19 protein-coding genes are annotated in these 20,999 nt (G+C 67.0%); 4 read left to right on the forward strand and 15 right to left on the reverse strand.

From position 1 onward, the window contains the following. The 7 genes from DIE08_RS24535 to DIE08_RS24565 are packed head-to-tail and all read right to left on the reverse strand — an operon-like array spanning position 1 to position 6,983. Entirely contained in the window at positions 1-1,209 is a 1,209-nt protein-coding gene (locus DIE08_RS24535) for a deoxyguanosinetriphosphate triphosphohydrolase (RefSeq protein ID WP_059599792.1), read from the reverse strand. A 41-nt stretch (positions 1,210-1,250) separates the two neighbouring features. After that, positions 1,251-2,330, reverse strand: coding sequence for a 3-dehydroquinate synthase (gene aroB / locus DIE08_RS24540; protein WP_124904035.1), 1,080 nt, complete (start codon positions 2,328-2,330; stop codon positions 1,251-1,253). Next, on the reverse strand, positions 2,327-2,881 hold the full coding sequence (locus DIE08_RS24545; RefSeq protein WP_082728862.1) for a shikimate kinase: 555 nt from the start codon (positions 2,879-2,881) through the stop codon (positions 2,327-2,329). The genes aroB and DIE08_RS24545 overlap by 4 nt, the downstream gene beginning before the upstream one ends. 40 nt (positions 2,882-2,921) lie before the next feature. After that, positions 2,922-4,565 (reverse strand): type IV pilus secretin PilQ, encoded by a 1,644-nt coding sequence (locus DIE08_RS24550; RefSeq protein WP_124904037.1) that lies wholly within the window; start codon positions 4,563-4,565, stop codon positions 2,922-2,924. After that, a complete protein-coding gene (locus DIE08_RS24555) occupies positions 4,562-5,431 on the reverse strand; it encodes a pilus assembly protein (protein WP_124904039.1) in 870 nt (289 codons plus the stop codon). The genes DIE08_RS24550 and DIE08_RS24555 overlap by 4 nt, the downstream gene beginning before the upstream one ends. Further along, positions 5,428-6,063 carry a fimbrial protein gene (locus DIE08_RS24560; RefSeq protein WP_185715890.1) on the reverse strand — a complete coding sequence of 212 codons (636 nt, stop codon included), beginning with the start codon at positions 6,061-6,063 and terminating at the stop codon, positions 5,428-5,430. Before DIE08_RS24560 ends, DIE08_RS24555 begins: the two co-directional genes overlap by 4 nt. Then, positions 6,060-6,983: a competence protein ComA gene (locus DIE08_RS24565; protein ID WP_124904041.1), complete on the reverse strand. Its 924-nt coding sequence runs from the start codon at positions 6,981-6,983 to the stop codon at positions 6,060-6,062. The genes DIE08_RS24560 and DIE08_RS24565 overlap by 4 nt, the downstream gene beginning before the upstream one ends. A 228-nt stretch (positions 6,984-7,211) precedes the next feature. Here DIE08_RS24565 and DIE08_RS24570 point away from each other — a divergent pair, with 228 nt between their 5' ends. Continuing rightward, the gene (locus DIE08_RS24570; protein ID WP_108064679.1) at positions 7,212-9,599 is read left to right on the forward strand and encodes a penicillin-binding protein 1A; all 2,388 of its coding nucleotides are present in this window, start codon (positions 7,212-7,214) and stop codon (positions 9,597-9,599) included. Positions 9,600-9,681: 82 nt separating this feature from the next. On the opposite strand, the gene cyaY is transcribed toward DIE08_RS24570, so the two are convergent. After that, positions 9,682-10,008 carry an iron donor protein CyaY gene (cyaY, locus tag DIE08_RS24575; RefSeq protein WP_059599785.1) on the reverse strand — a complete coding sequence of 109 codons (327 nt, stop codon included), beginning with the start codon at positions 10,006-10,008 and terminating at the stop codon, positions 9,682-9,684. A 36-nt stretch (positions 10,009-10,044) separates the two neighbouring features. Between cyaY and lptM the strand changes: the two genes are divergently transcribed. Beyond that, positions 10,045-10,326, forward strand: a complete 282-nt coding sequence (lptM, locus tag DIE08_RS24580; RefSeq protein WP_124628070.1) for an LPS translocon maturation chaperone LptM — start codon at positions 10,045-10,047, stop codon at positions 10,324-10,326. A gap of 84 nt (positions 10,327-10,410) precedes the next feature. Here the strand turns inward: lptM and msrQ are convergent, their stop codons facing one another. The 5 genes from msrQ to DIE08_RS24610 form a co-directional block, all read right to left on the reverse strand. After that, positions 10,411-11,100 (reverse strand): protein-methionine-sulfoxide reductase heme-binding subunit MsrQ, encoded by a 690-nt coding sequence (gene msrQ, locus DIE08_RS24585; protein WP_124904053.1) that lies wholly within the window; start codon positions 11,098-11,100, stop codon positions 10,411-10,413. Between the two features lie 20 nt (positions 11,101-11,120). Beyond that, positions 11,121-12,116, reverse strand: a complete 996-nt coding sequence (msrP, locus tag DIE08_RS24590; RefSeq protein WP_124904043.1) for a protein-methionine-sulfoxide reductase catalytic subunit MsrP — start codon at positions 12,114-12,116, stop codon at positions 11,121-11,123. 158 nt (positions 12,117-12,274) lie between these two features. After that, a complete protein-coding gene (ccsB, locus tag DIE08_RS24595) occupies positions 12,275-13,465 on the reverse strand; it encodes a c-type cytochrome biogenesis protein CcsB (protein WP_124628074.1) in 1,191 nt (396 codons plus the stop codon). 4 nt (positions 13,466-13,469) lie between these two features. Then, complete coding sequence (locus DIE08_RS24600; protein ID WP_124904045.1) at positions 13,470-15,686, reverse strand: cytochrome c biogenesis protein ResB; 2,217 nt, start codon at positions 15,684-15,686, stop codon at positions 13,470-13,472. A 201-nt stretch (positions 15,687-15,887) separates the two neighbouring features. After that, positions 15,888-16,541 carry a cytochrome c gene (locus DIE08_RS24610; RefSeq protein WP_059468469.1) on the reverse strand — a complete coding sequence of 218 codons (654 nt, stop codon included), beginning with the start codon at positions 16,539-16,541 and terminating at the stop codon, positions 15,888-15,890. Between the two features lie 218 nt (positions 16,542-16,759). Here DIE08_RS24610 and yihA point away from each other — a divergent pair, with 218 nt between their 5' ends. Both yihA and hemB read left to right on the forward strand, forming a co-directional pair. Next, positions 16,760-17,419, forward strand: coding sequence for a ribosome biogenesis GTP-binding protein YihA/YsxC (gene yihA, locus DIE08_RS24615; RefSeq protein WP_059599780.1), 660 nt, complete (start codon positions 16,760-16,762; stop codon positions 17,417-17,419). A 253-nt stretch (positions 17,420-17,672) separates the two neighbouring features. Next, complete coding sequence (gene hemB, locus DIE08_RS24620; protein ID WP_059599779.1) at positions 17,673-18,671, forward strand: porphobilinogen synthase; 999 nt, start codon at positions 17,673-17,675, stop codon at positions 18,669-18,671. Between the two features lie 116 nt (positions 18,672-18,787). Here hemB and dsbD read toward each other — a convergent pair whose 3' ends face one another. Continuing rightward, positions 18,788-20,623 (reverse strand): protein-disulfide reductase DsbD, encoded by a 1,836-nt coding sequence (gene dsbD, locus DIE08_RS24625; protein WP_124904047.1) that lies wholly within the window; start codon positions 20,621-20,623, stop codon positions 18,788-18,790. Then, positions 20,616-20,939 carry a divalent-cation tolerance protein CutA gene (gene cutA / locus DIE08_RS24630; protein WP_124904049.1) on the reverse strand — a complete coding sequence of 108 codons (324 nt, stop codon included), beginning with the start codon at positions 20,937-20,939 and terminating at the stop codon, positions 20,616-20,618. Before cutA ends, dsbD begins: the two co-directional genes overlap by 8 nt. Positions 20,940-20,999: the final 60 nt, after the last annotated feature.

The raw sequence follows: 20,999 nt of genomic DNA on the forward strand, positions 1-20,999 counted from the left end.
TCAGTTGTCGTTGATGACGAACAGGCGCTGATATTCCTTCAGCGCGAAGCGGTCGGTCATGCCGGCGATGTAGTGCGCGACGAGGCGCGGCTGCTGCGCTTCGTCGTCCGACTGGTACGGCGGCGGCAGCAGGCGCGGATCGTCGATGAACGCGTCGAACAGCCCGGTGACGACGCGCTGCGCCTTGTTCGCCATGCGCATCACCTTGTAGTGGCGATACAGGTTCTTGAACAGGAAGCGCTTGAGGGCCGCCGCCTGCGCGGCGATCGCCTCGCTGTGCGCGACGAGCTGCGGCGCGGCGCGCACGTCGTCGAGCGACGCGGGCGCGACACGCGCGAGATTGCGCGTGGTCTCGTCGATCAGGTCGACGATCAGCGTGTTGATGATGCGGCGCACCGTCTCGTGGACGAGGCGGCGGCCTTCCAGATGCGGGAATTCGGTGAGCGCGGCGTCGTAGTGGCGCTGCCACAGCTCGACTTCGGCGAGCTGCTCGATCGTGATCAGGCCGGAGCGCAGGCCGTCGTCGACGTCGTGGTTGTTGTACGCGATTTCGTCCGCGATGTTCGCGAGCTGCGCTTCCAGCGACGGCTGGCGCCCTTGCAGGAAGCGCTCGCCGAGCGCGCCGAGCTTGCGCGCATTCTCGCGCGAGCAGTGCTTGAGGATGCCTTCGCGCGTCTCGAAGCACAGGTTCAGGCCGTTGAACGCGCCGTAATGCTCCTCGAGTTCATCGACCACGGCCAGGCTCTGCAGGTTGTGCTCGAAGCCGCCGTGCTCGCGCATGCACGCGTTCAGCGCGTCCTGCCCGGCGTGGCCGAACGGCGTGTGACCGAGATCGTGCGCGAGCGAGATCGCTTCGACGAGATCCTCGTTGAGCCGCAGGTTGCGCGCGACCGAACGCGCGATCTGCGCGACTTCGAGGCTGTGCGTGAGACGGGTGCGGAAGAGGTCGCCTTCGTGGTTGACGAAGACCTGCGTCTTGTATTCGAGCCGGCGGAACGCGGTCGAATGAACGATACGGTCGCGGTCGCGCTGGAATTCGGTTCGCGCCGCCGGCGGTGTTTCCTGATGGCGGCGGCCGCGCGACTGCGACGCGTGGGCGGCATACGGAGCGAGATGGGCTTCCAGCGCCGCCAGCGTCGGCGGCTCGGCCGGCGCCGCGACGGATGCGCGGCCGGCTTTGGACGGTTTGCTGCTGGATGTCTCGCTCACGTCTCCTCCATGTCAGGGGCGCCGGGGCATCCGGGGCGCCGTTACCGGGTCGTCTGCGCCAGGGTGGCGAACACGACTTCGTCGGGCGCCTGGGTGATCAGCGTATCGCCGAATCGCTTCAGCAGGATGAACTTGATCGCGCCGGCTTCGGCTTTTTTGTCGACGCGCATCAGCTCCATGTAGCGCGCATCGCCGAGTGCCGGCCCGCGGACCGGCAGGTGCGCGGCGGCGATCACCGCATCGAGCCGCTGCCGCGACGCTTCGTCGAGGAGGCCGAGCCGCACCGACAGGTCGCCCGCCATCACCATCCCGCAGCCGACCGCTTCGCCGTGCAGCCACTCGCCGTAGCCGAGCCCGGCCTCGATCGCATGGCCGAACGTATGGCCGAAATTCAGGATCGCGCGCAGCCCGCCTTCGCGTTCATCGGCCGCGACCACGCTCGCCTTGATCTCGCACGAGCGCTTCACCGCATGCGCGAGGGCGGCCGGCTCGCGGCGGTTAAGCGCATCGACGTTCGCCTCGATCCAGTCGAAGAATGCCGCATCGGCGATCGCGCCCGTCTTGATGACCTCGGCCACGCCGGCCGCCAGTTCGCGATCGGGCAGCGTGGTCAGCGCGCCGATATCGGCGATCACGGCCTGCGGCTGGTAGAACGCGCCGATCATGTTCTTGCCGAGCGGGTGGTTGATGCCCGTCTTGCCGCCGACCGACGAATCGACCTGCGACAGCAGCGTCGTCGGCACCTGGATGAACGGCACGCCGCGCATGTAGCACGCGGCGGCGAAACCGGTCATGTCGCCGATCACGCCGCCGCCGAGTGCGACGAGTGTCGTCTTGCGGTCGGCGCGCTCGGTCAGCAGGCCGTCGAAGATCAGGTTCAGCGTTTCCCAGTTCTTGTAGGCCTCGCCGTCCGGCAGCACGACCGTCGAGACGCGCTTGCCGAGCGGCGCGAGCGCCGCGCGCAGCGCATCGCCGTAGAGCGGATCGACCGTCGTGTTCGTGACGATCGTGATCGACGAACCGGTGATGTGAGGAGCGAACAGCTCGGTGCGGCCGATCAGGCCGGCACCAATGTGAATCGGGTAGGCGCGGTCGCCCAGATCGACGTTGACGGTAATCATGCTTGTAGCGGCTTGGCGACGACGCCTGCCAGTTCGAGTTGCATCAGCACCATGTTGACGAGGCCGTTGACCGACGGACGGCCGGTCTCGATGATGAAGTCCGCGCATTCGCGGTAAAGCGGGTCGCGTACTTCGTAGAGCGCTTCGAGACGCGCCTTCGGATCGTCGGTCTGCAACAGCGGGCGGTTCTTGTCCTTGCGCGTGCGCAGCCACAGATCGTGCGGATTGGCGCGCAAATAGATGACGATGCCGCTGCCTTTCAGGCAATCGCGATTTTCAGGGCGCAGCACCGCGCCGCCGCCCGTCGCGAGCACGATGTTCTCGCGCTGCGTCAGATCGGCGATCACCTGCGATTCGCGGTCGCGAAACCCGGCCTCGCCCTCCATCTCGAAGATCACCGGAATGCGCGCACCCGTGCGGGCCTCGATTTCGTGGTCGGAGTCGAAGAACGTCCTGTCGAGCCGGCGCGCGACCGCACGGCCCACGGTGGTCTTACCCGCTCCCATAAGGCCGACGAAAAATACGTTTGCGTGTGGGTCCCGCGCTTGCAACGGCTTCCTCTGCTTGAATCTTGCTGGTGTGTGGCGCAGCTTACTGGCAAAGCGGCTGCCTTGTCGAGCCTGCACCGCCGGCTTCCGGCCCCGCTTTTCCCGCATCCGCGTCGCCCGCGCCGGCCGTTTCGCAACGCGCGCCGACGACCGTCGGCGTGATGAAGACGACCAATTCGTTACGCTGGTCGCGCCGCGCACGGTGCCGGAAAAGCGCGCCCAGAACCGGTATTTTGCCCAAGAGCGGCACCCGCGTCACATCGTCCCGGTTCAACTGCTCGTAAATCCCGCCGATGGCGACCGTTCCGCCGTCCTCGACCTCGACACGCGTCTGGACGTGCTTCGTATGAATCGCCGGGCCGGCGGCCGTCGGCTCGCCGATGCTGTCCTTCGTCACGTCCAGGTCGAGCACGACGCGCCCGTCGGGCGTGATCTGCGGCTCGACCTCGAGCTTCAGCGTCGCTCGGCGGAACTGCACGCCGCTCACGCCGTTGCCGACTTTCGCCTGGTAGGGCAGCTCCGAGCCCTGTTCGACGATCGCCTTCACGCGATCGGCCGTCACCACGCGCGGGCTGGAAACGATCTGGCCCCGGCCCTGCGCCTCGAGCGCGCTCAATTCGACGTCGAGCACGCGGCTGAGCGGCGCTGCGAACAACGTGAAGCCGGCCGTCGCCGCCTCGAAGCCGCCGAGCGGTCGCGCGGCCAGGTCGAGCGCGTTGCGCGTGTCCGTCGCGGGCGCCGCCCCCTCGGCTACGGGGGCCCGCCCTTGGGCGCGCAGCGCGACGCGAGCCCCGAGATTGCGCGAGAACCCCTGTTCGCCCTCGACGATGCGCGCCTCGATCCGGACCTGCCGCGACGGCCGGTCGATCGCGTCGATCAGGCCCGCGATCTGCTCGATGCGCGGCGCCAGGTCGGTGACGAACAACAAGTTCATGCGCGGATCGGCCGCCGCGGCGCCGCGTTTCGACAGCAGGCGCTGGCCGGTCGCCCCCGCCAGCAACCGCTGCACGTCCTGCGCACGTGGGTAATGCAGCGCGAAGGTTCGGCTCGCGAGCGGCTCCAGCTCGGCCGCACGTGCGTGCGTTTCGAAGCGCTCGCGCTCCCGCGCGGCGAGTTCGGCCGCCGGAGTGACCCAGATCACGTTGCCGCGCCGGGACATCGCCAGCCCGTGCGTGTCGAGCAACGTATCGAACGCATCGCGCCAGCGGACATTGTTCAGACGTAATGTCACGGTACCGCGCACCTGCTCGCCGACGATGATGTTCAGCCCGGTGAATCGCGCGAGCGCGTCGAATGCGGCCGCGAGCCCGGCGCCCTGCAGATTCAGCGAGATTCGACGCGCGTCGTCCGCATCGCCGGGGTGCCGCGCCGCGGCGTCGCTCATGCGCATCGGCGGAGGCAATGGAATCGGCGGCCCTTCCAGCTGGGGCACCGGTGCCGCAGTGTCCGCCCGAAGTACCGCGCGCGCCGCTTGGTCGAACGGCTGCGGACCATCGTGCGCGGGCGCGTCACCGCCCACGCCGTCCGCGCCATCAGGCGCGCCCTGCGGCAGCGGCGTCTCCTCGGCGTACGCCCGTATCGATCCGATCGGCCAGCCGGCCGGCGGCAAAGGCGGTAGCGCCGCATCCACGGTGGCCACGCTCGATCCAGCCCAGAATGCGATCACGCACCATCCGTACTTCGTCATGAGCGGTCTCCGTCGTCCACGACGAACCGGCGTGCGCCATCGGCCGTCGCGACCGTCACGGCACCGGCACCGACGCTCACCACACGCGACACCCCGAACGCCTCGCCCGGCGCGACGGTCGCGAATGCGCCATCGCCGGCGTCGAACAGCGCAAGCCCGGTGCGTCCGTCGCGAATGGTGCCGGCCAGGCGCGGCGTCGTATCGTCGGCTACCGTCGGCGAACCGGCGTCGCCGAATGGATCGTCGCTCGGCGCACCGGCAAGCACCGCCTCCGCGCCGTCCGGAACGCGGGCCCCCGACAGCGCCGGAAACACGTCGATCGTCATGTCCACCCGCGACGCGGGCGGTTTCCTCTCGATATGCAGCCCCGACGGCACCACCAGCGCGGGGAAACTCGCCAACGCGCTCATCAGGCGCAGCAGTGCCGGAAAACCGCCGTCCGCGACAATCCGTACCGTACGCCGGCCATCCGGCGCTGCATCGTCAGTGCGCCGCGGTTCGATCGACACAACCCGCAGTCCGCTTCCTCGGACCAGGTCAGCCAGCTCCAGCATCAGCGCGGGCCACCCTGGCGCAGGCGGCGAGTTGGCGGCGCGACCGGCAAGCGTGCCCATATCGCGCCGCGGCGCGGCGGCCGCGAGCAGCCGTTGTGCGTCGGCGGCCCGTATCTGCGCCGTTGCCAGTAACGCGCGACTGCGTGCGAGTCCGCTTCCATCGACGGCACTCATCAGATGAATGCCACCCACCATCACGACCGCGAATGCCAGCGCGCAACCCACGGCGTGCAACGCGGCCGGCGACATCCGCGTCATGCGGCCGAACCACTCGACACCGTCAGGCATGGACCGATGCACGATGGCCGTCATGCTCCGCCTCCCGTTGCCTTCTGTCGCGGCGGCGCGTCGTGCCAGCGCACCTGGACGGAAAAACGGAACGGCGCGGCCGAACCCGGGCCCGGCGTGGCCGACGCCGGTGTCAACGCACCGATGTCGAATCGCCAGTCGCGCTGCTCGGCCGCGATCCGTGCGAGCCACCGCGCGGCCGTCCGGTAACTCGTCGCGCGCGCGTCGAGCTCGGCACCGGACGATGTCGTACGCAATGCGTCGAGCCGAACGGTGTCGTCGCGCACCAGCGCCAGCGTCGCGAGCAGTCCGGCAACGCGCCGGTAAGGCCCGGCCAGGACGACTGCCCGCGCATCGCGTTGCGCGAGATCGGCTGCCGCGCCGGCGGTGCGCCGTGCGGCATCGACCTGCGGCTGCAATTGCCGCAACCGCGCCTCCACTCGCGTGCGCTCGGCATCCACGCGCCATCGCCATGCTGTCGCCGCCCCTGTCCAGACACAGGCCCCGAGTGCGCCGAGCACGATCGCTGCCCCGCATTGCGTGGCGCGGCGCCGCCGCAGCGCCTGCGCCAGCCGCTCACGGTACGGCAGCAAATTGAAGCCGCCGAGCGCGGCGTGGCTGGCGGCAGCCCGCCCGAACCCCATATCGACCATCATTCCCACACCCCGCGCAGCGCCAGCCCGATCGCGAGGGCAAACGCCGGACCGCCCGGCGCGCCGGCGGGCTCGCGCGGCAGCCCGTCCCATCCGGAGCAGTCGAACGGCACCACGGCCACCCCGAGCGCATCGCCGATATCGGCGGCCGACGTGCCGCAGCGGCCGATGCAGCGCTCGTCGCCGGCCACGAGCACGCAGCGCACCGGCTCGAATACGCACTGGCGCAATGCGTCAGGCAACGCCGCCTGCACGTCGCCGGACAGCGCGAGCACCGGCGCGGCGATCGCGCCGTCAATCCGCCAGCCGCGCACACCCGTGTCGCTAAACCAGAATGCGGCATACGGGCCGTGTGCGTCAGGCTCGAACTGCGCGGCATAGCGCAACGCGCGCAGTGCGGCAGCTGACTCGCCGTCGACGGCCGTCAGATCGATGCCAGCCTGCGCGGCCACGTCGATCCGCCGCTCGAGCAACGCCTGCGGCGCCACGGCGACCGCAATCTCGCCCGGGCACGCATCGTCGTCCTGCCGCCAGTCGAACGCGAGGTTGTCGGGTGCCAGCCCCGAGATCCGTTCGGCCGCCTGCCGGGCGGCGTCCGCGATGTCGTCGCGTCCGGCCAGATCAAGCGTCGCGGTCTGCATCTCGTCATCGCGCAGCGCCATCACGCCGCGTGCGTCGCAGCACACACCCGCCGCCGACAGCCGCGACACGGCCGCCGCCAACGCACGTGCCACCGCAGCCCAGCGCGCGTCCTCCGGCCCACCTGCCAGTCCGACCGGCTCCCGCTCGAGTCCTTCGACCCGAACATCCGCAGCCCGGCCGCGCCGGCTCAGCACGGCCACCCTCACCTCGTCCGCCCCGACGTCGATGCCCGTCGAACGGTGCCTGCCCGGCGCGAACCGCGCCGCCCATCGTCCTGCCATTCCAGCCTCCCGCGATCGTTGCGGCCCACGCCGCGTTTCCGATGCCTGATTCTGCAAAGCGCCGCGCGCGCCCGACAGTCGGCCGGACGGCCAGTCGTGACACAAGCGGCCGCGCGGACGCCATACTGGCGGCACCGCGATCCGCCGCGTTCCGGCCGACGCCCCCCCCCCGCGCCAGGACCGTCTTACCGGGCAGCTATAATCGCGGGACTGTTTTCCGGTATGCCTATGCAATCCACGTCTCCTACGTCCCCGCCTCCCGCGCCCGAGCCGAAGAAGCGATCCTGGTGGCTGAAAGTCCTGATCGGCGTCGCCGCGATGTGCGTGGCCCTCGTCGTGGCCGGCGGCCTCGTGCTCGGCTACGCGCTCGTCGTCGCGTGGCCGAACATGCCGTCGCTCGAAGCGCTGACCGACTATCGTCCGAAGGTACCGTTGCGGATCTATACGTCGGATCACGTGCTGATCGGCGAATTCGGCGAGGAACGCCGCGACATCGTCCATTTCAAGGACGTGCCCGACTCGCTCAAGAAGGCGATCCTCGCGATCGAGGACGCGCGCTTCTACGATCACGGCGGCGTCGACCTCACCGGCATCGCCCGGGCCGGTTTCGTCGCGCTGACGAACGGCCATGCGTCGCAGGGCGCGAGCACGATCACGATGCAGGTCGCGCGCAACTTCTTCCTGTCGAGCGAAAAGACCTACACGCGCAAGATCTACGAGATGCTGCTCGCGTACCGGATCGAGCGCGCGCTGACGAAGGATCAGATTCTCGAGGTCTACATGAATCAGATCTATCTCGGTCAGCGTGCGTATGGCTTCGCGAGCGCGGCGCGGGTCTACTTCGGCAAGGACCTGAAGGACATCACGCTCGCGGAAGCGGCAATGCTCGCGGGGCTGCCGAAGGCGCCGTCCGCGTATAACCCGGTCGTCAATCCGAAGCGCGCGAAGGTGCGCCAGGAATACATCCTGCAGCGGATGCTCGAGCTGAACTTCATCACGCGCGAGCAGTACGACGAAGCCGTCGCGCAGCCGCTCGTCGTCAAGGGCGCGGGCCGCGAGTTCAGCGTGCACGCCGAGTACGTCGCGGAAATGGTCCGGCAGATGATGTACGCGCAGTACCGCGAGGAAACCTATACGCGCGGCTTCAACGTCGTCACGACGATCGACTCCGCCGACCAGCAGGTCGCGTACACGGCGCTGCGCAAGGGCATCATGGATTACGAGCGCCGCCACGGCTATCGCGGGCCGGAAGGCTTCATCGAGCTGCCGGCCGGCGCCGATGACCGCGAGCAGGCGATCGACGACGCGCTGCTCGAGCACCCCGACAACGGCGAACTGGTCGCGGCGGTCGTCACCGCCGCAACCCCGCGGCAGATCACCGTCGCCTTCATCGACGGCAGCAGCGCGACGATCGAAGGCGACAACCTGCGCTTCGCGTCGGGCGCGCTGTCAGCCAGCGCGCAGCCGAACCGCCGCATCCGTCCGGGCGCGATCGTCCGGGTCTCGAGGAACGACGCAGGCAAGTGGGCGATCACGCAGTTGCCGCAGGTCGAAGGCGCGTTCATTTCGATCGTCCCGCAGGACGGCGCGATCCGCTCGCTCGTCGGCGGCTTCGACTACAACAAGAACAAGTTCAACCACGTCACGCAGGCGTGGCGGCAACCGGGTTCGTCGTTCAAGCCGTTCATCTACTCGGCGTCGCTCGACAAGGGCCTCGGACCGGCCACGGTGATCAACGACGGCCCGCTGTATTTCAGCGCCGCGGAAACCGGCGGCCAGCCGTGGGAGCCGAAAAACTACGGCGGCGGCTTCGAAGGCCCGATGTCGATGCGCACTGCGCTGCAGCGCTCGCGCAACCTCGTGTCGATCCGGATCCTGAACCACATCGGCACGAAGTACGCGCAGCAATACATCACGCGCTTCGGCTTCGACGCCGACCGCCATCCGGCCTATCTGCCGATGGCGCTCGGCGCGGGCCAGGTGACGCCGCTGCAGATGGCCGGCGCGTACTCGGTGTTCGCGAACGGCGGCTTCCGCGTGAATCCGTACCTGATCGCCGAAGTGACCGATCCGAATGGCGCGATCGTCGCTCGCGCGCAGCCGCTCATCGCCGAGCAGAACGCGCCGCGCGCAATCGACGCGCGCAACGCGTACGTGATGAACAGTCTGCTGCAGAGCGTCGCGCAGCGCGGCACCGGCGCGCGCACCAACGTGCTGAAGCGCACCGACCTCGCCGGCAAGACCGGTACGACGAACGATTCGCACGACGCATGGTTCGCCGGCTACCAGCACACGCTCGCGGCGATCGCGTGGATCGGCTACGACAACCCGCGCAGCCTCGGCGATCGCGAAACCGGCGGCGGCCTGTCGCTGCCGGTCTGGATCGACTACATGGGCGCGGCGCTGAAGGGCGTGCCGGAGTTCAAGCCGACGATGCCGGACGACGTCCAGGCGCTCGGCAGCGAGTTGTACTTCACCGAGTTCACGCCGGGGCACGGCTTCGTATCGACGGTCGGCGTGCCGCAGGCGCCGGCGGTGCAGAACACCGACGAACCCGTACCGCACGTCGACGAGCAGGAGAAGCAGGACATCATGAACCTGTTCCGCGGCCATTGACCCGCATGGCCCGAGCATGAAAAAAGCGCCCCGCAGGGCGCTTTTTTCTTGTGCTTCGATCCGGCGTATCGGGTGCCGGACGTTACGCGCCGAACGTGATCGGCAGACCGGCCTGCTGCGTCGCGTAGTCGGTGAGCGCCGCGAAGAACTCGGCGCCCGTGCGCGTGTCGCGCCATTCGCCGTCCACGAAACGGTAATGGAATCCGCCCGCCTTCGCGGCGATCCACAGTTCCTTCATCGGCGGCTGGAGATTGATGATGATCTTCGAGCCGTTCTCGAACGTCAGCGTCAGCACGCTGCCGTTGCGCTCCAGATCGATGTCGTGATCGCCATCGTTCGCGGCATCCACGGTACGCTCGACGGCCGCCAGCACGGCCTCGGCACGGGCCAGGTATTCAGTATCGGACATGCTAAACTCTATCGGTTAAATTGTTCAGGGACGATCATGCGAGTCGTTTTCCGGATGAGCGCGATTGTAGCGGCTTTGGCGATACTTGCCGGCTGCGGTCAACGCGGCCCGCTCTATCTGCCCACCGTGCCGCCGTTGCCGGCGAAGCCCATCCAGCAGCAGGACACGCCGCCGTCGGACGTCATGCCGACCGATGAAAACGCGTCGTCCGAGAGCATTCCCGATTCTTCCGGCACGCCACTCACGCTGTCGCCGGAGCTGTCGAGCGATGCGTCGAGGGCCGCGACGCCCGCATCCGGTCCGGCTGTCGCGCAGTAATCGCACACCGCCACTCGCGCGGCTCCGTTCGCAACAAAGGCGATGACGTCCCGTCATCGCCTTTTGTTTTTCCAGGCGCGCACGTCATGCACGGATGCGCCGCCAGCCCCATTCAAGCAGCCGCCAGCCGAGCAGCGCCGCTACGATCGTCGCGTAGAGCTTCGGCTGTGCGAGATTGTGCTTGCCGGCCCGCATCCACCAGAAATGCAGCACACCGAACAGCGCAATCGCATAGATTGCGCGATGCAGCGTCGCCCAGTGACGGCCGAGCCGGCGCACCATCGCGCGCGGCGACGTCGCGGCCAGCGGAATCAGCAGCACGAACGCGGCGAAGCCGACCGTGATGAACGGACGCTTGCCGACGTCCTTCAGGATCGCAAGCACGTCGAACCACTTGTCGAACCACAGATATGTCGTGAAATGCAGCATCGCGTAAAAGAACGCGAACAGGCCGATCATCCGACGAAAGCGCAGCAACGCGGGAACACCTGTCACGCGCCGAAGCGGCGTGACGGCGAGCGTGACGCAGAGCATCACCAGCGTCCAGAGGCCCGTCGAACGCGTGATGAACTCGATCGGGTTCGCGCCGAGCCGGTCGGTCAGCCCGAACAGCACCACGCGCGCGAGCGGATAGAGGCCGGCCGCGAAAACCAGCACCTTGGCGGGCGCAAGCCAGCGCGGCGAGGCGGTACGCGCCGTGCCGGCCCCTGCGCCACCGGCTGCAACCGTGCGCATGCCGGACGCGCGCGCGGGCGTCAGCGTCGAAGGAGGGATGTCGTTTCTCACCGGCGCGCTCAGAAGTTCTTTTTCAGATCCATGCCCTGATACATCGACGCGACGAGATCGCCGTAGCCGTTGAACATCAGGGTCTTGCGCTTCGGCGTGAAGAAGCCGTCCTCGCCGATCCGGCGCTCGGTCGCCTGGCTCCAGCGCGGGTGATCGACGTTCGGGTTCACGTTCGAATAGAAACCGTATTCATTCGACGCATACGCGTTCCAGCTCGTCTTCGGCTGCTTGTCGACGAAGCGGATCTTCACCAGCGACTTCGCGCTCTTGAAGCCGTACTTCCACGGCACGACGATCCGCACCGGCGCGCCGTTCTGGTTCGGCAGCACCTGGCCGTACACGCCCATCGTCAGCAGCGTCAGCGGATTCATCGCCTCATCCATCCGCAGCCCTTCCGAGTACGGCCAATCGAGTACCGGCGTCGACAGCCCCGGCATCTGCGACGGATCGGCCAGCGTGATGAACTGCACATATTTCGCGTTGCCGGTCGGCTGCACGCGCTTGATCAGCTCGGACAGCGGCACGCCGATCCACGGAATCACCATCGACCATCCTTCGACGCAACGCAGCCGGTACACGCGCTCCTCGAGCGGCGCGAGCTTCAGCAGTTCATCGAGATCGAACACCTTCGGGTGCAGCACCTCGCCCTCGACGCTCACGCGCCACGGGCGCGGCCGCAGCGTGCCCGCGTTCTGGGCCGGGTCGCTCTTGTCGGTGCCGAATTCGTAGAAGTTGTTGTAGGACGTGATGTCCTTGAACGGCGTCACCTTGTCGGCCGCGACGAACCTCGGATTGGTTTTCGCCGCGAGCTTCGCGGCCCGCGCGTCCGGCGACGCATAGGCCGCGAACGCCGCGCCGCTGCCGCCGAGCAATCCGCCCGCCGCCGCCAGGCCGGCGGCCTGCAAGACACGCCGCCGGTTCTCGAACACCGCGCGCGGCGTAATCTCGCTCGGCGCGATATCACCGCCGGTCAGTACGGTGCGCAAAGGGTGTTTGATCCACATCGTGCTGCTCCTCCTGCATGCGCGGCGCGCACGCTTCATGGGTGTTCGACCCGAGCCGTCCTGCGCCGTTCGACGCCCGGACCGTCCGCCCGTTACAAAAGAAAACCGCCGGGCACGCAGTGCGCCGGCGGTCTTTTGTCGGACCAACGTCGGAAATCTTACAGCTTGCCGTAGCTATGCAGCCCGGACAGGAACATGTTGACGCCGAGGAACGCGAACGTCGTCACGAGCAGGCCCGTGAGCGCCCACCAGGCGGCGACCGCGCCGCGCAGGCCCTTCATCAGGCGCATGTGCAGCCAGGCCGCGTAGTTGAGCCATACGATCAGCGCCCAGGTTTCCTTCGGGTCCCAGCTCCAGTAGCCGCCCCATGCTTCGGCGGCCCACAGCGCGCCGAGGATCGTCGCGATCGTGAAGAACGCGAAACCGACCGCGATCGACTTGTACATCACGTCGTCCAGCACCTCGAGCGTCGGCAGACGATCGGCGAGCACGCCGCGCTCCTTCATCAGATACGCGACCGACACCATCGCCGACAGCGCGAAGCTGCCGTAGCCGATGAAGTTCGCCGGGACGTGAATCTTCATCCACCAGCTCTGCAGCGCCGGCACGAGCGGCTGGATCTGCTGCGCGTCGCGCGCGACCGAGTACCACATCAGGAAGCCGACGGCCGCGCTGATGACCAGCAGCACGAACGCGCCGAGCGAGCGCGTGCCGTAGTGGCCTTCGTAATACAGGTAGAGCAGTGCGGTGATCAGGCTGAACAGCACGAAGACTTCATACAGATTCGACACCGGGATATGCCCGACGTCGGCACCGATCAGGTAGGACTCATACCAGCGCACCATCAGGCCGGTGAAACCCATCAGCACCGCGACCCACGTCAGTTTCTGGCCGATCGCGGAACCCGACTCCGAGCGCGCGAGCAGGCCGATCCAGTAGAAGATCGTCGCGAGCACGAACAGCGCGCTCATCCACAGGATCGCGGACTGGCTCGACAGGAAGTATTTGAGGAAGAACGCCGAATCGGCACGCGCGAGATCGCCCTGGTAGATCTGGATCGACAGCAGCGACAGCACCGCGATCGACGCCATCATCAGCCGCGCGGGCTTCCAGCGCCAGCCGAGCACGACAAGCGCCGGCACCGTGCCGATCATCACCGCCTTGTCGTAGTAATTCATGTGTTCGTTGTAATGCACGAACGCATAGCCTGCGCCGACCACGAGAGCCAGGGCGAACAGCCAGTCGATGATCGACAGGCGGGCGAGGAACGGACGGTCGTCGAACAACGGCGCCGGATTCGAGGCCTGAACCGGCCCCGAACGGGAAGAGGAGACTTGAGTGAGATCCATGATGTTACCGGGTGGAATTCTCGGAATCGGAACCGCCGCCGGCAGGCGGACGGACAGTCGCTGCCGCACCGGCGGGTGCGGCGTCGCGTGGCGTCGCGCGCAAAGCGGCGCCGGCCGCGTCGCGCGTCTGCACGAATTCTTTCTCGAAATCGAAGGTCTTGCGGGCCGTGGACATCGCCATCACCACATCGACACCCGAACCGGCATCCTTGAGCCAGAACCAGAGGCGCCGCTCGCGCACGTAGAACATCGAGAAGATGCCGGCGACCAACAGCAGGCTGCCAAGATACACCAGATTCTTGCCGGGTGCGCGCGTCAGCTGAAATACCGAAGCTTGCACCTGCTTGAAGGAGTCGAGCTGCAAATAGACCGGCGATCCGTACAAGAAGCTGTCGGATAGCGCATTGATCGCGTTCTGCACGAAGCGGATCGTGTCGGCGCCCTGCTGGGCGGCCGGCTCGCCGGCATGCTCGCGCGCGATCTGCCAGACTTCCCACATCGAACCCTCGAGCATGCGCAGCAGCAGGCTGGCCGCCTTTTCCTGCTCGGCCTTCGGCACCGAGCGGTCGATGAACGTCGCCACAGCCTGGAAGCCGCCGACCGGCTGACCGTCGGCGCCGCGGCCGACGCTGTCGTCGCTCGCGGCAAAGAGGGTCAGCACCTTGAACGCACTGTCCTGCAGGCGGCCGCGCAGCGACGCTTCGGTCGTCGGCAGCGAACGCTGCGCGAAACGTGCGGCGGCGTCGGCACGCACAGCCGGATCCTCGAGCGCGGCGCGCAGGCGCATCCATTCGCCGATCGAATCCTGGCTATCGGCCGGAATCCGCATGTACCGGAACGGATCGTTCGGGCTCGCGCGCACGCCGGCGAGGAACACGCGCGTGCCGCCCATGTCGACGGGCAGCATGTAGTTGTTGAATTCGCGCGCCTGACCGTCCTTGCCGCGAATCTTGTACTGGACCGACGGGCCGATGTTGTGGAGCTGCATCGGCTTCGACGTCTTCGCGCCCGAACCGAGCCGCTCGTCGAACGCTTCCTTGAGCGACTCCGTCTTCGCGACGCCGCGCACGTCCGGCTTGCCGTTCGCGTCCGCCATGTTCTCGACGTTGATCGCGCGAAAGTCGGAGAATTCGATCGTGTCGCCGTCGCTGCCCGGCATCTGCAGCGGCGCCGTACTGCCGATCGTGCCCTTCACCGCGAAGGTCTTCGCGTTGCCGCCCGTCATCGGGTAGGCCGTCATCTCCATCTGCGAGCCGCCGTCCTGGAAGCTCGACTGGTAGATCGACACGCCCTTGTACGTGAACGGCTTGTTGACCTCGACGCGCGCCGGGATCTTCTGGCCCGTCTCGCGATCGATCACGACGATGTCGCTCGCGAACAGCTTCGGCATCCCGGTCGTGTAGTAGTCGACGATGAACTTGTTGAGCTGGATCGAGAACGGCAGGTCCTGGATCAGCGAGCCGCTCGGCTGGTTCAGGATCGCGGTCGACACGAACTGGCCTTCCGGCACCCACGCGTAGCCGCGGAACGTCGGGTTCGACGCGGACAGCCGGTGGTCGGGCGAAATCTCGCTGATCGTCGCACTCGTGTTGACCGGGCTCTTGCCGAACAGCCACATCTGGAATTTGATCGGCAGGTTGCTGTCCAGCAGGCCGCCGATACAGATCACGACGATCGCAAGGTGCGCGGAGATGTAGCCCCACTTCGTCAGCGCGCCGCGTTTCGCGGAGATCAGCGTCGCGCCGTCGGTTTCACGCACGACGTGCTTGTAGCCGGCCTTGGTGACGAACGTGGCGAGCGTGGCCGCGACGGTCGCGCGCGTACCGGACGCCGAGTATTCGGCCTTGTGGTGGAAGGCGCGCAGGCTGCCTTCGCGGACCTTGTCCTTCCAGCTCTTCGCGTCGGCGAGCATCTTCGGCGCGTTGCGGATCACGCACAGCGAGATCGACACGACGAGGAAGATCAGGATCAGCATGAACCACCACGCGCTGTACACGTTGTACAGGCCCAGCGAGCGGAAGATGTCCGCCCAGAATGGCCCGAACTGGTTCACGTAGTTCGGATATGGGTCATCCTGGGTCAGGACCGTGCCGACGATGCTCGCGATCGACAGCACCACCAACAGTGCGATCGCGAAGCGCATCGAGCTCAGCAGCTCGACTGCGCGCCTGGACGCACTTTGACCCGACTTCGACTGCAACCCCGACGTGGTAACGCTCATTCAAACTCCGACTAAGGGGAAACAGCCCCCACGCTCACTATGTTCGCTGCCCCCAAGGGGGCGGTCAGCACTCTTGGGACGGCCCGGCGAGTGCTGACAAAAAAGGGCGAGGCAACCGCAACGGTGCGGCGCCCCACCCTTTTCTTGTTCTGACGCCGGCCGCCCTTCGGGCGCCCGGTCATTCCATTCGCGACCGTCCGTTCAACGCAGGCCCGCGATGTAATCCGCGACGGCCTTGATCTCGTTGTCCGACAGACGCGATGCGATCTGATGCATCGCCTCGTTGTTGTTGCGCGCGCCGACACCCTGCTGGAATGCGGTCAACTGCGCAACCGTGTAATCGGCCCACTGCCCCGACAGACGCGGGTACTGGACCGGAATCCCCTGTCCCGTCGGCCCGTGGCAGCTCGCGCAGGCGGGCACACCCTTTTCCGCGATGCCGCCGCGATAGATCTTCTGGCCGATCGGCACGGTCGCCGCGTCGCGTGCGGTGCCGAGCTTCGTCGTCTGCGATCCGTAATACGCGGCGACGTTGCGCATGTCGTCCGCGCTCAACGCGCTCGCGAACCCGACCATCACCGGATTGGTCCGCGCCGGCCCCTTCGCGCCCGGCTGGGCCTTGAAGTCGTTCAACTGCTTGACCAGATATTCGGGATGCTGGCCGGCGAGCTTCGGGAAACTGCCCGATGCGCTGTTGCCGTCGGCGCCGTGACACGACGCGCAGACTTGCCCGGCAATCGCCTTGCCGCGGTCCAGATCCGGCTTTGCCGCATCCGCCGCGTTTGCCTCCGCTACGAAACCTACGAACCCTGCTGCAACCTGAAGCACCATCAGAGACTTGCACAGTCGATTCATTCGCACACCCTGTTTCGTCTTGTGGGAATTTGAGGTTCTGCAAAAAACGACGTCGACCAGTCTACCGCAGAAGCTGCATAAAAGCGCGAGGCAGGCGCCCGCAACCCTTCGGCAAAACCGGCGTATTGTACAATATCGCGCTGAAAGCTCCCGCGCCTATCGGGGCTACCCCGCCTCCACCAAGCGGCTCGCGCCGCCCCGTCCCTCCGGTTTCCCCCATGGCCTTTTTGCTCCACCAAGCCCGCTTCTACACGACCGTCAACCATCTGCGCGACCTGCCGCCGACGGTACAGCCGGAAATCGCGTTCGCCGGCCGCTCGAATGCCGGCAAATCGACGGCGATCAACGTGCTGTGCAACCAGAAGCGGCTCGCGTTCGCGTCGAAGACGCCCGGCCGCACCCAGCACATCAACTACTTCTCCGTCGGCCCGGCCGCCGAGCCCGTCGCGAACCTCGTCGACCTGCCCGGCTACGGTTACGCGGAAGTGCCGGGGGCCGCGAAGGCCCACTGGGAAATGCTTCTGTCGTCCTATCTCGCAACGCGTTCGCAGCTGTGCGGCCTGATCCTGATGATGGATTCGCGGCGCCCGCTGACCGACCTCGATCGCCGGATGCTCGAGTGGTTTGCGCCGACCGGCAAGCCGATCCACACGCTGCTGACGAAGTGCGACAAATTGACGCGCCAGGAAAGCATCAACGCGCTGCGTAACACGCAGAAGGGACTCGACGCGTATCGCGACCAGGGCGTGAAGGGCAAGCTGACCGTCCAGCTGTTCTCGGCGCTGAAGCGCACGGGGCTCGACGAGGCTCATGAACTGATCGAGAGCTGGGTGCGGCCGTCCGTCGCCGACGAAAAAAGCGAGCCTGTAGGACAATGAGCGGGCAACGCGCGGCCGGGATCGGCCGGGCGCACCTGACGGCACCTGCGGATTCGGCCGGCTCATAAAAAAACCCGCCGTTGAACGGCGGGTCAAACAGCCTAATCGAATAACGACAGGCACCCGCTCAGGGAGGAGAAGCGGGGAGTGGCACGCGACGCGTGCCGCTCGATCGCTATCATATACCAACGATCTCGAAAATGACCTAAGGGTTCCGTAAGGTCCTTCTTGCCCTGATTTCTGCCAAATCGCCATGAGCTTCCATCCGCTTCATCGTCCGCGCCGGATGCGCCGCGACGACTTCTCCCGGCGCCTGATGCGCGAAAACCGCCTGACCACCGACGACCTGATCTACCCGGTTTTCGTCGTCGAAGGCACCAATGAACGCCAGGCCGTCCCGTCGATGCCCGGCGTCGAGCGCGTATCGGTCGATCTGCTGATGCACGTCGCCGAGCAGTGCGTCGAACTTGGCGTGCCCGTGCTGTCGCTGTTCCCGGCCATCGAGCCGTCGCTGAAAACGCCCGACGGACGCGAAGCGGCCAATCCGGAAGGCCTGATCCCGCGCGCTGTGCGCGAGCTGAAGAAGCGTTTCCCCGAACTCGGCGTGCTGACCGACGTCGCGCTCGATCCGTACACGAGCCACGGCCAGGACGGCGTGCTCGACGAGAACGGCTACGTGATCAACGACGACACGATCGAAATCCTGGTCGACCAGGCACGCGCGCAGGCAGAAGCCGGCGTCGACATCGTCGCGCCGTCGGACATGATGGACGGCCGCATCGGCGCGGTCCGCGAGATGCTGGAAAGCGACGGCCATATCCATACGCGCATCATGGCCTATTCGGCCAAGTTCGCGTCGGCGTTCTACGGCCCGTTCCGTGATGCGGTAGGCTCGGCGTCCAATCTGGGCAAGGGCAACAAGATGACCTACCAGATGGATCCGGCGAACAGCGACGAAGCGCTGCGCGAAGTGCGCCTCGACATCGACGAAGGCGCCGACATGGTGATGGTCAAGCCCGGGATGCCGTATCTCGACATCGTGCGCCGCGTGAAGGACGAGTTCCGCTTCCCGACCTACGTGTACCAGGTGAGCGGCGAATACGCGATGCTGAAGGCCGCCGCGATGAATGGCTGGCTCGACCACGACAAGGTCGTGCTCGAATCGCTGCTCGCATTCAAGCGCGCGGGCGCCGACGGTGTCCTCACGTACTTCGCGCTCGATGCTGCCCGTCTGCTGAAAGCGCAGCGCTGAGCCGCACGACGGCGAGTATCAGGAAAAACGGCGGGACACTTCATCGGTGTCCCGCCGTTCTGCGTTTGCGGTCCGGTGGGCGCAGCGGGCGCCCATGTGCGGCGGACGCGCGCGCCTTACACCGTCGGCACCGCTGCGCGATCGAGGCTGCGCAGGAACGTCTCGGCCGCCTGATAGCCGACCACGCGGCCGATTTCGTTGCCGTTGCGATCGAAGAAGATGATGCCCGGCGGCCCGAACAGGTTGAAGCGCTTAAGGAGCGCCTGGTCGTCCGGATTGTTCGAGGTGACATCCGCGCGCACCAGGTGAAGCTGCGCGAGCCGCGCCTGCACGCGCGAATCGGTGAACGTCAGATGCTCCATTTCCTTGCAGCTCACGCACCAGTCGGCGTAGAAGTCGAGCATCACGGGCCGGCCCGACGTCTTCAGCAGCGCGTCGAGTTCGCCGCTGGAGCGCACCGACGCGAACGCGGGGCCCGCCTGTCCGGCTGCCGACGCATCGCCGGACGCAACCGTGCGCGTCGCGAGTACGGCCAGCGGCTTCACGGGGTCGTTGGAGCCCGCCGCGAGCCCGACGAGCAGCGTCGCGGCCCAGATCGCGAGCGCCGCACCGAGGCCACGACCGAGTCGGCGCCAGATCGACGCGGCGCCGGCATGCGGCGTGAACAGGCCGAGCGCCGCAGCCGCGACGAGCAGCCACAACGCAGCGAGCACCATCTTCAGCCCGCCCGCGAGCACCGGCCACACGATCCACAGCGCGGCCGCGAGCAGCACGATGCCGAAGAACACCTTCACGCCATCCATCCATGCGCCCGCGCGCGGCAGCACCGTGCCGGCACCGACGCCAACGACGAGCAGCGGCACGCCGAGCCCCAGTCCCATTGCGAACAGCGCAGCACCGCCGAGCCACGCATTGCCGGTGTGCGCGATGAACGCGAGCACTGCGAACAGCGGCGCCGTCATGCATGCGCCGACGACCAGCGCCGACAACGCGCCCATCGCCGCGACCGCGACGAAGTGACCGCCCTGCCGCGCGCGCGAAGCTTCGGCCGCGCCGTTCTGCCAGCGCTCGGGCAACGCGATGTCCTTGCCGGAAATCAGCGACACTGCGAATGCCGTGAGCAGCACGCCGAACGCGCCGAGCACCCACGGGTTCTGCAACCACGCGCCAAGGCTCTGGCCGACCAGCGCCGCAGCGATGCCCAGCACCGTATAGACGAGCGCCATGCCGACCACGTACGTCAGCGACAGCGCAAAGCCGCGCGCATGCGTCGCCCGCGTGCCTTGGCCGATGATGATCGCGGACACGATCGGAATCATCGGATACGAACAGGGCAGGAGACTCAGCACGACGCCCGCGACGAAATACAGCGCGACGATCGTGAAGAAGCCGTGCCCCTCGAGCAGCGACTGCGCGAAATCCGCGCTCGTGACCTTGTCGAACCAGTTGCCCGAGGCCGGTGCGCCGTCGGCCGGCACGGCCGCGCCCAGCGCCGCACCGTCGACCTTCACGACGTGCTCCGCGGGCGGATAGCAGATCCCTTCGTCGGCGCATCCCTGCGACGTCACCGCGAGCTCGAACGGTCCCGCCGCCTGCTTGACCGGCACGTGAATCACGACCTCGTCGCGATAGGTCTCGACTTCTTTTTGGAACGTCTGGTCGAACTTCACGTGACCGGCCGGGAACTGCGGATCGCCGAGCGTCACCTGCCCGCCCTTCACAGCGAACGCGAACCGCTCGCGGTACAGGTAATAGCCATGGGCGACCTTGAAGCGGACGTCCACCTGCCCCGGCGACTCGCTCGCGCTGAACTTGAACGCGACCGACGGATCGAGAAAATCGTCGGCCGCGCGCGCGACCGACACGCCGGCCAGCATGAACATGAACGACAACAGGACTGCGAGGACCCGCAGCGCGCGCACGCGCACGGAAAGCGCCATACCGTTAAACATGAAATAGACGTTGAGTTTCGCTGGTCACCCACTGGCCGTACGCGGCCGAAGCCGTCGCCTGCCACGAGACGACTTCCGGCGTCTCGTAAGGATGATGCGCGAGAATAAATCGCTCCAGTTCGAGCGAGCGCATGGGGCTCGTCTTGAACAGCAACTGGATCTCGTCGGCCGTCTCGACCTTGCCCTGCCAGTGGTAGCGCGACTTGATCGCACCGAGTTCCGACACGCACGCGGCAAGCCGCGCATCGAGCGCGCCGTCGGCGAGCGCCGCAGCCGTCGCCGCATCCGGCACCGTCGTGAGCATCAACACCACCATACGCGCCCTCCTGGCTGGTTTTTACCGGCTTGCGCCGCCACGATTCGCCCATCGAGGGCT

It is taken from the genome of Burkholderia sp. Bp9004 (assembly GCF_003858025.1).
Taxonomy (GTDB): Bacteria; Pseudomonadota; Gammaproteobacteria; order Burkholderiales; family Burkholderiaceae; genus Burkholderia; species Burkholderia diffusa.

What these genes read in the sequence shown, in the direction of transcription:
- msrP (WP_124904043.1), bottom strand. Translation starts at nt 12,116, where the DNA reads ATGTGGATCAAACACCCTTTGCGCACCGTACTGACCGGCGGTGATATC.
- DIE08_RS24570 (WP_108064679.1), top strand. Translation starts at nt 7,212, where the DNA reads ATGCAATCCACGTCTCCTACGTCCCCGCCTCCCGCGCCCGAGCCGAAG.
- DIE08_RS24600 (WP_124904045.1), bottom strand. Translation starts at nt 15,686, where the DNA reads ATGAGCGTTACCACGTCGGGGTTGCAGTCGAAGTCGGGTCAAAGTGCG.
- DIE08_RS24550 (WP_124904037.1), bottom strand. Translation starts at nt 4,565, where the DNA reads ATGACGAAGTACGGATGGTGCGTGATCGCATTCTGGGCTGGATCGAGC.
- DIE08_RS24560 (WP_185715890.1), bottom strand. Translation starts at nt 6,063, where the DNA reads ATGATGGTCGATATGGGGTTCGGGCGGGCTGCCGCCAGCCACGCCGCG.
- cutA (WP_124904049.1), bottom strand. Translation starts at nt 20,939, where the DNA reads ATGGTGGTGTTGATGCTCACGACGGTGCCGGATGCGGCGACGGCTGCG.
- aroB (WP_124904035.1), bottom strand. Translation starts at nt 2,330, where the DNA reads ATGATTACCGTCAACGTCGATCTGGGCGACCGCGCCTACCCGATTCAC.
- DIE08_RS24555 (WP_124904039.1), bottom strand. Translation starts at nt 5,431, where the DNA reads ATGACGGCCATCGTGCATCGGTCCATGCCTGACGGTGTCGAGTGGTTC.
- DIE08_RS24565 (WP_124904041.1), bottom strand. Translation starts at nt 6,983, where the DNA reads ATGGCAGGACGATGGGCGGCGCGGTTCGCGCCGGGCAGGCACCGTTCG.
- dsbD (WP_124904047.1), bottom strand. Translation starts at nt 20,623, where the DNA reads ATGTTTAACGGTATGGCGCTTTCCGTGCGCGTGCGCGCGCTGCGGGTC.
- ccsB (WP_124628074.1), bottom strand. Translation starts at nt 13,465, where the DNA reads ATGGATCTCACTCAAGTCTCCTCTTCCCGTTCGGGGCCGGTTCAGGCC.
- DIE08_RS24610 (WP_059468469.1), bottom strand. Translation starts at nt 16,541, where the DNA reads ATGAATCGACTGTGCAAGTCTCTGATGGTGCTTCAGGTTGCAGCAGGG.
- cyaY (WP_059599785.1), bottom strand. Translation starts at nt 10,008, where the DNA reads ATGTCCGATACTGAATACCTGGCCCGTGCCGAGGCCGTGCTGGCGGCC.
- yihA (WP_059599780.1), top strand. Translation starts at nt 16,760, where the DNA reads ATGGCCTTTTTGCTCCACCAAGCCCGCTTCTACACGACCGTCAACCAT.
- hemB (WP_059599779.1), top strand. Translation starts at nt 17,673, where the DNA reads ATGAGCTTCCATCCGCTTCATCGTCCGCGCCGGATGCGCCGCGACGAC.
- lptM (WP_124628070.1), top strand. Translation starts at nt 10,045, where the DNA reads ATGCGAGTCGTTTTCCGGATGAGCGCGATTGTAGCGGCTTTGGCGATA.